Genomic DNA, 15,107 nt, shown 5'->3' with positions numbered 1-15,107 from the left:
TTCCACATATACCTCGAAGGAGGCGATCAATGGATCCATTTTATCCAATTAAATGTCTTTCTTTTTTTTACTTTTAATGCAACCGGTTGCGTGATTTTCCCCACTAATTTTTATCAGGAGGTTGTTAACTTGTTAAGAAAAAAAACTGGGAGTTTTATTTCTTGGTTGATTATTTTATCACTTTGCTTCAACTTCTTCGGCTTACCCGGCGTAGCTTCGAGTAACAACGATTATACAGCCACCTACACGAATCCCACAGCAACTGCTCTTCCATCGACAACCGCTTCGATCACGTCTACCGTTACCGCAACGTATGCACCTACCCCAACAACTAAATCAACTCAAACTGGGTTAACGGTTCACTTTAAGAAACCTTCAAGCTGGAATTCAGCGATTCGAATCCATTACTGGAATCTGAGTCCGGCAACCGTTCCGATAAGCGGGGCGTGGCCGGGAATCCTGATGAAGTCAGATGGAAACGACTGGTACAGCTACACCATTGCCGATGCCACAGGCTCAAGCCTCATCTTCAATGACAGTAGCGGCAAACAGACAGCCAACTTGTCCCGTAGTGTGAAAGAGGGCTGGTATTACACAGATAACACATGGTATGATGCCAGCCCGGAAATGCCTAAAATTCCGGCGATTTCCGCCTCTCCTGTACCCAAAACATACGATTCGTCCCAAACGGTGACGCTTTCCAGTACCAACAGTGACGATAAGATTTACTATACGATAGACGGTTCGACACCTACGACATCCTCGACCTTGTATACCTCTCCAATCCAAGTTGCGTCCTCTTTGACCATTAAGGCCTTCGGTGTTAATTCAATCGGTCAAACTGGAAATGCATCCTCTTTCGCTTATGTGATTGACCTGAATGCAGATCTGCGAGCTCCGACAATCACAGCGAATTTGCCTGCAGGGCATTCCGAGTCCTCAGTGACTGTATCCTTCACCCTTAAGGATAACAAGGCGGCAACGACCAAGGCATACTACACCGAGGATGGTACGGAACCAACCATAAGCTCAAAAGTCTATATCCTCGGCAACGCTTTGGCCGGATTGACTGGACCGTCTATTCTTATCTCCAAGACCACGACATTAAAATTTCTCATTATAGACGGCGCTGGCAATCAAACCAAACAAAGCTTTGTTTATAATGTTGGAAATAAAGGTGATTTTCGGGAAGATACTATTTACTTCGTGATTACTTCCCGGTTCTATGACGGTGATCCGAGCAATAACGTGCACGCATGGGATGATGGAAAGGCGCGTAATCCAGATTCGGACCCGGCTTGGAGAGGGGACTTTAAGGGGCTGATTCAAAAGCTCGATTATATCAAAGCCCTCGGATTCAGCGCCATCTGGATTACACCTGTTGTGCAGAATGCCAGCGGTTATGATTACCATGGTTACCATGCTTTAAATTTTGCCAAAGTAGACCCACGGTATGAATCGGCGGGAGCTTCTTATCAGGATTTGATCAATGCGGCCCATGCCAAGGGGCTGAAGGTTATTCAGGACATCGTCGTCAATCATACGGGTAACTTCGGTGAAGAGAATCTGTATCCCATGTTCAAGAAAGATCCAGCTAAACCCGATACCGCTAACAACTTGGTGAAGACTACGGATAAGTTGCCGCCAAACTATGATTCCATGACACCCGATCAGCAGTATCAGGCAAGGCTCGCCTTAATGAAGACAGAGGGGACGAACAATAACATTTACCATACAGAGAAAAGCCTCTCCTGGGAATCCTATACTGTTCAAACTGGTCAGATAGCGGGAGATTGCGTGGATTTGAACACGGAAAACCCTGCAGTTAACAAATATTTAATTGATACCTACAATCACTATATAGACATGGGTGTTGACGCTTTCCGTGTCGATACGGTGAAGCATGTGAGCCGGTATATTTTCAATAAATACTATATTCCTGCCTGGAAGACAAGAGGCGGCTCGGATTTCTATATTTTTGGAGAAGTAGCCACTCGTTACAGAGATGTCTGGAACAGTGGAATTCCAGCGATCTCGACGCCATTCTATACTTGGAAAAGCTCAAAATCGTATCCGGGCGATGGAAAGAATGACTACGCCTCCAATAAAGCGTCAGTTGAACAAGAGTGGGCGGACAACTCTACTACAGCAGGACAGCCAACCTCGAACAATGCTTTCTTAAACGGAAATACCTATCATACGCCTGACTATTCGATGAAATCGGGCATGGATGTGATTGATTTCCCAATGCATTGGGCATTCAAGACTGCACAGGAAGCATTCAGTATGAAAGGTGGCGATCAATACTATAATGATGCTACCTGGAATGTAACCTACGTCGACTCGCATGACTATGCGCCCGACCAGGCTCCGGAAAATCAAAGATTCGCGGGCACACAGGACACTTGGGCCGAGAATCTTGATCTGATGTTCACCTTCCGCGGAATACCCGCTATCTTCTACGGCTCCGAAATCGAGTTTCAAAAAGGGGCAACCATTGATACAGGTCCAAACGCACCGCTAAGCAAAACGGGACGGGCATATTTCGGCGATCACATGGAAGGCAATGTTACGGTACAAGATTACGGCAAATACACGAATGCTACTGGCACGCTTGCGGAATCGCTCAACCATCCTCTGGCGAAACATATCAGACAACTTAATTTAATCAGAAGAGCTGTTCCCGCCTTGCAAAAAGGCCAGTATTCCACAGAGAATGTGTCGGGCAATCTGGCGTTTAAGAGAAGATATACCGACAGTGCCAAAGGCATTGACAGCTTTGCATTGGTCACGATTTCAGGAAACGCCACGTTTACCGGAATTCCGAACGGAACCTATGTGGATGCGGTGACCGGTGATTCCAAAACCGTTACTGATGGCAAGATTACCTTGACATGCTCCGGCAAAGGAAATGCAAGGGTATATGTATTGAATGGCAGAGGTGGAATTGGAGAAACGGGAACCTATCTGAAGTAAACGGCAGTATGTCATAGTTAACTGAATCAACCTCAGTTCGGTATTGCACCGTGCTAAGGTTGATTCCAATTAAAAAGTAGATTCAAGAGAGAGCCGGATATTGCTCTGGACTAAATTTTTAACGGCTGGGAGTGTACCAAGATGCCCCAACGACAGATTCTAAGTGCGGACATTCCTCCGTATGTTTAATCCAACAACCATCAAGTATTAACGGGTTATCGCTTCTTGCAATAAAGCAACTGTATATTTTAGAAAAGAGCCGAAGAAAACTTCGGCTCTTTACGTAATGCAGTAAACTTGCTAATTGTAGTCGGTATTTTTACAGTCATTATTTTGCTTATCAAATTGTTTTGACTATAGGTTAAGCGTGAGCACGGTTACCCTGCTCTCTTGTCCATTCCGTTGCTGTTTATCACCCCTGCATTGCTCACCGATCCGGAACCCAGTTTCTTTCTACCAAATTGAGGCTGTTTTAAACCATCCCTAGTTTGAACTGGGAACGGAAAAAGGATGCTCCCGGCTCATTCCGGAAACGCCCTTCTTGTATTCGATCTTTATTATCTAGTTGTTGGCCGTACTCCCAACTAGGCAAAATTCCTTGTTTAATGCCGTCACCTCACGAAACGGAAAAAATCGTACGCTAAGCAATGCGTTGCATGAAAAAACCGGACCCTTAAAGGGAATCCGGTTCTCGTAATAGCAAGCGAAGTTCAACTAACGTCCCCGTTAGTTGAAAATTGTATCCCGTTTTTACTAATCAAGCGGAAACTTAATGGTTGCTTCCATTGATCTAAAAGCTCATATATGTCGTTATTGGCCAAGTCGTTTTTGTAACTGCTTAGTTCCCCATCTCTTTGCCCACGATTAGCTCTATTTGGAGTGAATTTTAAGTAGGCCTTATCGGTCAAAACAGAATTCTTGAAGTAATTGTTGGAACTGGATCACTTAACTTGTCCCACTTTAGCCGAACTACCTTAGGTAGAACTCCATAATTATCAAATAACTCATAAAGCTGCTGAATTTTCATATCGTACTGTTTTATTGCAATGAATTTTCCAACCACGTTTTGCTCTCTGTCCATTCAAGTGTTGTAATCCAAGAGAAGCCTGAAATTCACCAATCGTTTGTCTCATTATGTGTACTTTAGCACCAGACATAGTGGAAAGATTGAACAAAATGGAGGAAATTCTCTATGCTCACTAATCTATGCTTCTTTACCTTGAGATTAGTGAGTGGTGTTGACGGTTTCGATCAGAACAAAATCGAAGCTATGAAGTATGTATGAGGTTGTGAATATTCTTGGTTGAACTATCATCTTGAGAAGTATGGATAAATGTATCCATTTAAGTGTATACATCCCGAGATTTTTCTCATTTTATATGGACTAATATGTGAAGCAACCGTAGTGAAAGAAATCTCATATATGATTTCGTAGAAGAAGATGGGGTTGTGTAACCGCTTTTTCATTCCCATATTTCACAGTCTGATCAAGAATATCCGCATTGAGTATGGCCTCGTATTGTTGATATTGTACAAACTTGGAATCAAAATGCTGAAACAATTATCACTTAAAAGATTTCGGATGATTTAAAAGAACTATTTAGGAATTAAAAGTGTTTCTTATATACTAAATAAACCCACTCCTTTTATATGAGTAATATATTTTCATCTTAAAATTTTCACATGTAGAAACTGGTAATATGCAACAAAGAAGTCGCCAATCTGGCGACGCCTCTGCAGAATCTATAAGCTATTTAAATCAGCTACTGGTGTCCATTGCAATTGATCGGCTACATGCATGTGCGGTTCAATAACCGATGCTATTAAAGGATAATGTGCTTTTCCTTTGAGGTTACACCATTCAATAAATATTTCATGGGGATGCTTCTCAATGGATCCCATCAATTGTCCACTGAATATCTATTCGATGTAGTAATTAGATTTTCTACTTTCGGCTGTGATCGATAAGCCCGTGATTTAAGGGTTGCTTCTAGCGTGAAATGGTTCAATAACCCGAATTGGTTCCTTGGGAAAGCGATAATATTATTTTCAAAATCGTTAATGAGATAGTGTTTCTATCACCCGACATCAAACCTAAAGGCTGATTCTCCTCAGAGTGAAAAATGAGATACAAGCTTTTTTCTTTTCAGATTCTTTCATAATGATAACTAGGCATCCCGAGAAATCATATAGAGTTATGAAAGAAGTCCTGAATACTAATGCCCTATCGTTATTAAGGTATTAGGTTTATACTTGCTATATTTTTTACGCTTTTCATTAACCAGTTCAGTATTCTCAAAGTATGTTTTCATAGTATCCTGTATCTCAAAGAAGTGGTCAACCGCTCCATGGCTATTTGTCATTGATTTCGTGTTATTGGTAATAACAAACTCCCATTTCCCCTCTTCATTCTTCTGCAAATCGCCGCCACTATGACATACTGGGCATTCAATCGCAAAACCATTATTATTCCAATGTGGTTCACCTAAAGAAAGCAGATTGGAGTGACAATTAGGGCACCATCCAAGCTTCGGATCTCCTAAGAACGTTACCTGCTCATAATTACGGATGCCAGTCACAACATTCTCACCTAACTGTTTAGCTCGCATGATTATTGAATCGTCCAGCAGAATCTGACCTGGTCTTGGAGCGCGTATTGCAAGCATCTGATCTACAACTTTGATGTCTTGAGACAACATGCTGACGTGAATACTTTCAAGTGCCAAGGACATCCAGCTTCGCGTCGACCCGCCATTACAGATAATTCCTCCTACACGGTGGCGGTGATATTCACTTGAACCTACTTGTTTATGGAAATTAGGCTCGTATGCAAGATGCCGGTCGGTGAAGGTACGGAAGATGCCGGCAGGCATAAACTGATAGGTTGGGACTGCCACGATAATGCCATCTGCACTAAGCCACTCCTTCATAATCAAATCCAGATCATCTTTACTTTTGTATATGCATTCTGGAGCTTCACCTTTTTGCGTAAATTTCACAGTACATGATTCGCATCCTGAGCAAGGAGTGATATCGTAATTATGAAGGTTGATTAACATCACTTCCGCCCCCAACTCTTCCGCTCTCATCAATGCCTCTTTCGCCAAAATTTCTCCATTTCCATTTTTTCTTCCTGCTGTAATGGCTAAGATTTTCATAGTAGTTCCTCCTTTGTTTGAGAAACAATTCACAAAGGCATTAGTGTGTTTATACCGTTGTAGAGTGTTTCTAATCTGTTGACTTTTTTGCTATTAATGATTGCATAAACAGTGCTCTCAATCTAACATAGATAACACCAACAATTATTGAAATTCCCATTTGAAAAATAATAGACAGTCTTCAGCAGCTAGAGTTGCTCCTAATATCCTAAGGTGATCGCCAACCGCATAACCATGCAGGCATGTAAGTGATCTTAATTAGCCAGAAGAACTGCTAACCCACCTAACACGAATAATAAGATAAATAGTGTAATTTCTTGAGGTGCTACTACACATCTTGAATGCTCACAGTGATGATTCCCCAGATCAATCCAAATAGTTACCCCTTTGGACGAAGCAATGCAATGCTCAGTACTAGACTAAATAATTTTTTTCTTCATTCTAAAATAACCTTTCACAGTATTTTATAGATTACACTTTTCTTCTTTATACAACACTGGCAGCAATTTGCCTAAATGAGTGTATTCTTTGATACAATGCAGAAGTAAACTTCTCGTTTCTTCGAGAGGGACTTGGATATGATCTGGAATTATTTTTTTCGGCTCCTTTGTCTGAAGATCAATGTTATAACCTAGCCAGAATCTGGACCGAAGCTCAACTCCCCCTTCAACGGGGCGAATGTAGTGAACCATTACTGCATCATCACCATTAGCACATAATAATGAGCTTGTATTCGAGAGCTTTAGTTTCTTCAAATCAAAGCCCATACTTTCCGGTGAGCAAAAACGTATCCGAATATTTCTTGGTCCAGAGCCCGTATCTTCCTCTACGATGTGTGTCACTCCCCAAATTCTTTCAGGTAATGGAATGCTGGAGTCGAGTAAACGCTCCCTTTGGTCCGTCTGAATTCCAAAGTGATCTTCCTTGTTCCAGATTTTATAACGCAAAGGCTCCATAGCATGCCATACAAACCACCAGTCAAACATCGTATTAGTGACTCCGGGCATCAGGATACGACTGGCCACAAACCCTGTTCCGTCTTCCATGCAGCAATAACCGATTTCTGTCTCTAGGTATCCAGGGTCCAGCAAACGATTCCTCTCATAGATGCTGATCGTCTGATTGGAATCAATCGGACCTTCATTGACTTTACTCACTAATTCTTCAGGTGCTGATGTCATCTTCCAGTCATAATATTTCGCATAACTTAGTTGTTGCTCTTTATTACTTATATAGGAATTCATCCAAAATTCCTCCCTCAGAAATATCACACCTTGTTCACTCAGCTGCGCATACCGTCCAATGTTTATGAATCAGTGCTTGGTTCTCGACCTCATCCGCCACAGCCAATTGCAGGTCAGGAACTGAAACTCCGGCTGGAATACCATTTTTCATCATCATATAATCGATTCCCAACTCATAATTTCCAGTCCCCTCTCCAGGACGATAAAAGAATGGGGGAGACAGAAAACTCCAATTAAAGCTATGGTCCGCTTGAAATAGATCCAAAGCTACACGGCAACCTTCAAGAAGGGGTACACTGGTCCAACTTGATACATGTTTCTCCAGTTTCGAATCTGACTCCCCTGGCTGGATTACACCTGATTCCTTTCGTTCAGCAGCATCATAAAAGAATTTCTCCTGTGTAATATCACCCAACCAACGCAAGTGTACGGCCGGTGCCACGCCAAAATACCATGTGGGGAAACGAGGGTCATCAAACATCTGTAGACCCGGTTTTACATACAAGCTTGCTGCACCACCAATACAGATCAGATACTTCCCTTTTGCTTGTTTAAATGCATTGATAATTCGTCTCGTCCCTTCCACTTGTCTATAATAGACCCGCATATCTATCTCATGTCCCCCTGAGAATGCGCTTACCACTACATCATGATCGGCAATAGCTGCTACCAGTTCCAGAGCATCCATTACCGATGCGGTGATAGATGTAAGACCAATTGTATCAGGCACTTTATCTGCATCAATAGAAATGCCAGTTACGGAATGTCCTCTTTTCAACAAAATTTCCGTCAGTGCTTTTCCTCCCATACCTGTGTGACCAATTACAGCTACTTTTAATGGTTTTGACTGCATCATGTTGTCTCCCTTTTCTGGATTATTTACAAATACATGGTCTTCTCCCCATTCATAATATATAATTCAATCCATAAGCGCATTGTCCATTTGCACAAAAATATACGTTCCACAGTTGCTCTTTCCTCATGTGTTTCAATAAAAAGTATAAAAAAAACGGGAAAGTTGTTGATATGTATGAAAGTACGTGAATTGTTTAACATTTTATGCGATTACACAATTACACAGGTGAAAATTTCAAATGAAAATGCTGTGGTCAATAAGACTGCTTGGCTAGATCATGAGCAAACAGATTTTGAACCATCGACTTTGTATCTGATACATTACAAGAAACTCCCCCTTATTTTTGATGCTAATACAGGTGCGAATTTCCTTTGTTTTGGAAATTCAAGTGTTGTCAATCCGATTCTTCATTCTTTTTCCCATAATGTCTTTCATTTAAGAGAGAGCAACGATGCTGAAATTAGTCGTTGTTATGAAACTATTCGCCAATTACTTGCTGAGGATAACCTCATTTTGCAGAAGTTGGAGCCCGTATTGGATGCTTTATGGAATGACCATGGTCTACAAAATATTGTTAACATAGCTGCTCAAATAATTAGGAATCCAGTATACATCACAGATATGAGTTACAAATTTTTGGCATACTCAGTAAATTACATGGCTAATGGCATCTTGGATGAAGAAATAAAGTCAGGTCATATACTCCAACAAAATATAGATTTAATAAACAACATTGAAATGGATCCCTTTGCTGTTCAAGCAAAACTGCCCTATTACTTTATCAATGAAAATGTCAAACAAGGAATGATGGTAGATAAGGTCAAAATTAATGGAATTGAAATCGCACATGTAATGATCTCTGAAAGTTACCAGCCGATTTCTGAGTTAGATAAAAAAATTATTCGTTATTTTTGCAAGATCATTTCCATTGAACTACAAAAAGACTCCTTTTATAAAGACAACAAAGGGGTCAAGTATTCCTATTTTCTCGCTGACTTGCTAGATAATCATTTAAGTAGTCCACATACAATTGAAATGCGTCTGAATACGTTAGGCATAAAACTACACAAAAATATGCAATTGGTGATCGTGAGGCCCAACACTCATTCCACTGCCCACTCCCTAGACATTCTTGTAAAACAGTTGCATCTACTTCTGCCCCAGAGCATGTATGTTGTATATAAAAACTCTGTAGTGTTGTTGCTTAATCAAGAGTCATTGTTCTATCCTGATAATGCAATCTACAAGAGAATAAAATGCTTTCTTCATGCTAACGCATTTACAATGGGGGTCAGCAATCCTTTTTCCGATATAAGCAAACTGCAGATTCACTACAAGCAAGCTATAAAAGCAGCGGAGATTGGAAACAACCGGTTAGGTATCAAGTCTGGGGCTATCTATTTCAAAGATATTTCATTTCTCTATCTCCTTGAAATTAGCAATAAAACAGAAGAGAATTTACATTTTTGCCACCCAGATATCTCTTTCCTGATCGAGTATGATGAATTACATCATACCGAATTGAGCCATACATTAATGGTCTTTTTATTCAATGGGCAAAATACTGCCAAGACCTCCAACCTTTTAAATATCCACAAAAATACGTTGCTTTACCGTATAAATAAAATCAAAAAGATACTTAATACTTCACTTGAAAATGGGGACGATCTCTTCTCCTACCAGTTGTCTTTTAAAATTTTAAATTATAATTCATTACAGTAGTAATGTCCGCACTTTAATTAACAATTCATCCGCGAACCGCCAATTTTCGTCGATCACAGGCAAAAACGATCATCTTTGCCCCTAAAATAGCACATACCATATACATAAATGAATAGGAGGAAAAATCAGCAATGGTTCCCATGATAGCCCCCCCAGAGAAACAGCCATATCAGCTGTGGCAATAAACAATCCGATTAGCACATTACGATTTGACTGTGGAAGAACAAATGACAAGTAGGTCGTCAGAGTTGGATAAACGATTGCCTGTGCTATACCCATAAGTACGGCTCCAACATATGTCACTTAATTAATAGTAATGATTACAATTATCAGTCAAAAAAATATAGCATAGCACTTATTGATCGTCAACAAATATTTCCATTTGGAATTTTCCAAATAAGATACTCCACTGATCAGTTCGAATATCAAATTTTTTATCAGTTATTGCCACACCTGCTGACCTGCAAATCCTTACCCGAATGGGTTTTTCCATCGTTTAAGTCATCAAGTTTTTGTGTGATTCCTTTCAAATTACTGTGTCCGTCTCCATTCTAATCATAAAAAGAATTAGATGAGTGTGGAGCCCCGACAACTGGCGGTCATATCTGCTGGAACACCACATCGTTATGGCGCTTCTTCAGATCGTCTTTGGACGATCTATTGGGTGCCTTGCACGGAGAAAACTTGCGGCCCAGCTAGTCCATGTGTGCGGGCCTTGATAACGATCTACTGCTCCCGATCGCAATGCATACAATGTCCTTTTCGGTAATCGGTGCAAGTTCTTGTCCTCGATACGGGACAAGAACTTGTACCGATTAAACAAAAAAGCCACTATAATAGCGACTTTTAATGGGATCATGTTCTTGTCCCTCGACAAAGCTTAAATAAACTAACTGTCATAGATTGACGTTGCACGCCCTCTGAATGTGTAGTGAAAAAAGGATCCCAACAAGTTAATGGGTTCCTTTCTGATATGCTTCCTATCTTTATTTTCAGAAAGATGTCTTTGTTAAAGTGAGGAGCCCCGATATTTGTTTACATACTTAGTATTGCATCTACTCTTTCTCGGAACCAACTAAAAAAGTTCCTACATATAGGAACTTTTTTTACTCACATCTTTAGTTATTCTTAATTTATAATAAAATAAGCAAACCTATATCTTTTCATACGAGGAACTCTATTTATGAAGAATGATTGTAGAAAGGCTTTTAATCAGTACTTGGCATCTCAGAAACCTATATCTTTTTCATACAAGGAGCTCTAATTATGAAGAATGATCGTAGAAAGGCTTTTATTCAATACTTGGCATCTCAAAATGATTGTTGCACAGCGACAAACTTGTCCAATTATTTTAAAGTGTCTACAAGAACTATCAGAAAATACGTCAACGAAATTAACCAAAATCAAATTATTATCGCTTCCTCTCCAAAAGGGTATCGGCTTGTAAGCAAAGATAAAGCAAAAAAGATTGATAATCATACTTCACCTATGGACCGTATTAAAATCATATTGAAAGAATTAATACTACATTCGGAGGGACTAAATATATTTGATCTCGGAGATAGACTTTTTTTAAGTATTTCTTCAATCGAAAATGACATTGTCCATGCAAATAAAATCATTAAGCCTTATCAATTAACAATTCGCCATAGGAAAGATATGCTCATATTAACAGGGGGAGAGCAGGATAAGCGTAGATTAATGAGCTTTATAATTTCACAAGAAACTTCCAACGGATTTTTAAGCTTAAAAGCTGTTCAAGATTCTTTTCCGGATTATGATGTTTCTTTACTAAAAAATAAAATTATTTCCACCCTTAAAGAACATAATTTGTATGTAAACGATTATATTATGAATAATATCCTTCTACACCTTATTATTACAGTTGATCGAATAAAAAATAACAATTCTGTTATTCAAACAACGGATCTCAATAAGTTTAAAAGCAATCTAGAAACAAAAGCAGCCAATAAAATTGCTGGCATTCTTGAAGAAAAATATGGAATTAACTTTAGTGAATCAGAACGTTATAATTTCATTTTGCTTTTATCAAGCAAAACGACAATGCTTAATTATCAATCATTAACGTCTATCTCTTTAAATCATTACGTCGATGAGCATTATGTGAACCTCTCTAAGAAATTGTTAAAGAAGGTGCATGAACGCTACTTTATTGAAATCTCTGATGATGAGTTTTTTGTCAAGTTCACCCTCCATATACGTAATCTAATCTTTCGGGCAAAGAATGAGCAAATGGTTAAAAACCCTTTAACGTATAAATTAAAGGATTCATATCCTCTCATCTATGAATTAGCTGTCTTTATTTCGAATCAAATTCAGCTGATAGAGCACATTCATATTAATGAAGATGAGATTTCCTATATTGCTTTTCATATCGGTTCTTACTTCGAACGAAAAAAAGAGCTGGAAAACAAGATCTTGTGTGCTGTTGTTTGTCCCAATTATTACGATATGCAACTACAGCTGATCCAAAAGCTAGAAAAGAAGTTTCATGATTCTTTAGAGATTATTAAAGTTTCATCTGACTCAAGTGAGCTTACTTTACTCGAGGACATAGACTTACTCATTAGCACGCTGCCTTTACAGAACAAACAAATTCCATCTGTATTTGTTCATCCTTATTTGACAGAAAAGGATTATGAACACATTCAAAGTCAAGTAAACAAACTAAATAAACAAAAAAATATGCGCAAAGTAAAACAGTATCTTGACCTATATTTTGACAAAGATTTATTTATGAAGAATGTTTATCTCGACAGTGATGAATCCTATATTGCTTTCATGTCAAAAATGTTTTATGAGAAAGGCTATGTCCCCAAGGACTTTGGAGATTCAGTGCTGGAGAGAGAACGAATGTCCTCCACTGCCTTCAATAACAATGTGGCTGTACCCCATTCCATGCATATGGATTCTGCAAAGACAGGAATTTGCATCATCATCCTGGACCGCCCGGTAAATTGGGGAAAAGAGAAAGTGCAAATCATTGTGATGATTTCAATTAATAAACAGCAACGCGAATTATTTAGCCCCTTCTTCGAAGGTGTTATCAATATTCTATCCGAATGGAAAAACGTAAATGAGCTAATTAAAGCCAAGAATTATGATGATTTTATGGACAAGATGAGCATACATTTAGAGGGAATATAAAATCTAATTTGTATACTATTACAGATATTTTTATATTTCACTGAGTGCCAACAATCTTAAAGCTCACAAATGTAAAAATCCACAGGAACACACACATCTTTTATATCAGGTATTATTAGCTCAATTTTAAATTTAAGAAAATTGAAAAATACATCAGTTTAGCCGTTATGTTAATATTATGATTTAAGGTTATTTCAAAACTCAAAATTTTCCAGCTCATGTTATTGACAAAAATGCTTTGTTGCTTTTATACTGAAGCCGAAATGAATCGATACTAAAACTGTTTTACAGATGTGGATTTTTCTAGAGAGTCATCTCTATTTTCGCCACACGAATGCCTTAATAGGACATTTGTGTGGCTTATTTGCATTCAAAAAAGGAGGATTTTGAAAATGAAGTTATGGCATTATGCTTTTATTGTTTTCTTAGGAGGGTGTTGTTATGGGGTACTTTCAACATTTGTTAAACTGGCTTATAGTGCAGGTTTTTCAACACCCGAAGTAACTGGTGTACAGTATTTCATTGGTGCGATATTAGGTTGGATTTTGGTTTTATTCACAAAAAAGAAAAGTTTAACCTCTAAGCAATTTCTGAAGCTCTTACTGTCCGGAATCCCTTCCGGATTGACGGGCATATTTTATTATCAGTCCCTACAAACCTTAAATGCTTCCCTGGCCATCGTTCTTTTGTTTCAATTTGTTTGGATTGGCACACTTTACGAATGGGTTCTCCAGAAGAAAAAGCCTACCAGTGGAAAACTTATATCGATTGGGATTCTTCTCATCGGTTCGGTTTTAGCGGCAAATATCCTATCTCAAGGCAATATCTCGCTTTCTTGGCAGGGAACGATTTGGGGATTATTAGCGGCAACAACTTTTGCATTGTTTGTTTTTCTCAGTGGAACGGTTGAGAAAGACACTCCACCAATAATAAAAAGCGCGCTTCTCTCGACTGGAGCTGTTATCACGGTTTTTGTGATTTTTCCGCCGACATTTTTATTAAATCTCGATGTGCTTGCAGAACTAAGTTCATATGGGTTGGTTCTTGGTGTATTCGGAGTGGTGCTGCCGCCTCTGTTGTTATCCATTGGTATGCCACATATTGGTTCAGGATTGGGTACCATCATGACCACTTCTGAATTACCGACGGCTGTTGTCATTTCTTCATTTGTACTGGGAGAACATGTAGGATGGGCTCAGTGGATCGGCGTTCTCATTATTTTAAGCGGAATTGCATTTAGCAATATCCGACGCGGAAAATTCAAATCACAATCTTCGACGTAGAAAAACATAGTAAAAAATCAGACTAAAGTTTCGAGGAGAAAAAGTTACTTAGTATGCTCATCTTTATACAATTATTAGAGTAAAAGTTACTTAGGAGATCGATGGGCAGCTAATAATATGATTTCAGAGGAAAGTGCTAATGCTTGGGTAGGGTTGAGACGAATTAAGTATGCCAGCCCTTCTGCTCAACAGGTACAGTGGTTTGATGAACTAAACGTTCCTCGAACGCTTGTATACAAATTCAAGAAAACATTTCGATTCAAACGTAATTAGGACCCCGTACCTGAGTTAAGCAGTTTAAGGCATTGTCTGTTGAAATGCATACTCGAGATAAATGAAATAAATATCATTTTGACTTATAGAGAAATGTATTTACACAAATGTTTTAATAAGTGCCTAGTTTACAAAGGGAACAAGTTCTGCCCTCAATTCAGGATAAGAACTTGTTCCCTTAAAACAAAAAGCCGATAAATAGTGACTTTAAATGCGACAATGGTATTAGGTTGTAGCATCTTCCAATATGAATAAATCCTCGAAAGTATTTAATTATTTTCTGTAATGATTGTAGATATGGCATGCTTATATAACATATTTAGTATTCCTGATTTAGAAAGTATCACTACAACATAAATTATCAAACGCCTGTATTCTCCCTTGTACTCTTGCTCCATTTCTCGTAATTCGACTATTTACTGCTCCC

General features: G+C 38.9%; 7 protein-coding genes and 1 pseudogene. 4 read left to right on the top strand and 4 right to left on the bottom strand.

Features of this window, described 5'->3' with window-relative positions; genetic code table 11:
- Nucleotides 1-129 precede the first annotated feature (129 nt).
- Nucleotides 130-2,976 (top strand): alpha-amylase family glycosyl hydrolase, encoded by a 2,847-nt coding sequence (locus KAI37_RS12580; protein WP_220031399.1) that lies wholly within the window; start codon nucleotides 130-132, stop codon nucleotides 2,974-2,976.
- Nucleotides 2,977-5,192: 2,216 nt separating this feature from the next.
- Here KAI37_RS12580 and KAI37_RS12575 read toward each other — a convergent pair.
- The 3 genes from KAI37_RS12575 to KAI37_RS12565 form a co-directional block, all read right to left on the bottom strand.
- Entirely contained in the window at nucleotides 5,193-6,134 is a 942-nt protein-coding gene (locus tag KAI37_RS12575) for a flavodoxin family protein (protein WP_220031398.1), read from the bottom strand.
- Between the two features lie 464 nt (nucleotides 6,135-6,598).
- Nucleotides 6,599-7,378: a DAPG hydrolase family protein gene (locus tag KAI37_RS12570; protein WP_071640852.1), complete on the bottom strand. Its 780-nt coding sequence runs from the start codon at nucleotides 7,376-7,378 to the stop codon at nucleotides 6,599-6,601.
- A gap of 34 nt (nucleotides 7,379-7,412) precedes the next feature.
- Entirely contained in the window at nucleotides 7,413-8,234 is an 822-nt protein-coding gene (locus KAI37_RS12565; protein ID WP_081366823.1) for an NAD(P)-dependent oxidoreductase, read from the bottom strand.
- Between the two features lie 174 nt (nucleotides 8,235-8,408).
- Between KAI37_RS12565 and KAI37_RS12560 the strand changes: the two genes are divergently transcribed.
- Nucleotides 8,409-9,956: a PucR family transcriptional regulator gene (locus KAI37_RS12560; protein ID WP_071640848.1), complete on the top strand. Its 1,548-nt coding sequence runs from the start codon at nucleotides 8,409-8,411 to the stop codon at nucleotides 9,954-9,956.
- 25 nt (nucleotides 9,957-9,981) lie between these two features.
- On the opposite strand, the pseudogene KAI37_RS12555 reads toward KAI37_RS12560, so the two are convergent.
- A pseudogene (locus tag KAI37_RS12555) lies at nucleotides 9,982-10,253 on the bottom strand (MFS transporter); the annotation flags it as partial.
- 969 nt (nucleotides 10,254-11,222) lie between these two features.
- Here KAI37_RS12555 and KAI37_RS12550 point away from each other — a divergent pair.
- Both KAI37_RS12550 and KAI37_RS12545 read left to right on the top strand, forming a co-directional pair.
- Complete coding sequence (locus KAI37_RS12550; protein ID WP_071640847.1) at nucleotides 11,223-13,124, top strand: BglG family transcription antiterminator; 1,902 nt, start codon at nucleotides 11,223-11,225, stop codon at nucleotides 13,122-13,124.
- Between the two features lie 392 nt (nucleotides 13,125-13,516).
- A complete protein-coding gene (locus KAI37_RS12545) occupies nucleotides 13,517-14,407 on the top strand; it encodes an EamA family transporter (RefSeq protein WP_220031397.1) in 891 nt (296 codons plus the stop codon).
- Nucleotides 14,408-15,107 lie beyond the last annotated feature (700 nt).

It is taken from the genome of Paenibacillus sp. S25, from assembly GCF_019454085.1.
Taxonomy (GTDB): domain Bacteria; phylum Bacillota; class Bacilli; order Paenibacillales; family Paenibacillaceae; genus Paenibacillus; species Paenibacillus polymyxa_B.
Note: the sequence above shows the minus strand (reverse complement) of the source record. Positions and strands in the feature narration are given on the sequence as shown.

What these genes read in the sequence shown, in the direction of transcription:
- KAI37_RS12575 (WP_220031398.1), bottom strand. Translation starts at nt 6,134, where the DNA reads ATGAAAATCTTAGCCATTACAGCAGGAAGAAAAAATGGAAATGGAGAA.
- KAI37_RS12570 (WP_071640852.1), bottom strand. Translation starts at nt 7,378, where the DNA reads ATGAATTCCTATATAAGTAATAAAGAGCAACAACTAAGTTATGCGAAA.
- KAI37_RS12565 (WP_081366823.1), bottom strand. Translation starts at nt 8,234, where the DNA reads ATGATGCAGTCAAAACCATTAAAAGTAGCTGTAATTGGTCACACAGGT.
- KAI37_RS12560 (WP_071640848.1), top strand. Translation starts at nt 8,409, where the DNA reads ATGAAAGTACGTGAATTGTTTAACATTTTATGCGATTACACAATTACA.
- KAI37_RS12550 (WP_071640847.1), top strand. Translation starts at nt 11,223, where the DNA reads ATGAAGAATGATCGTAGAAAGGCTTTTATTCAATACTTGGCATCTCAA.
- KAI37_RS12545 (WP_220031397.1), top strand. Translation starts at nt 13,517, where the DNA reads ATGAAGTTATGGCATTATGCTTTTATTGTTTTCTTAGGAGGGTGTTGT.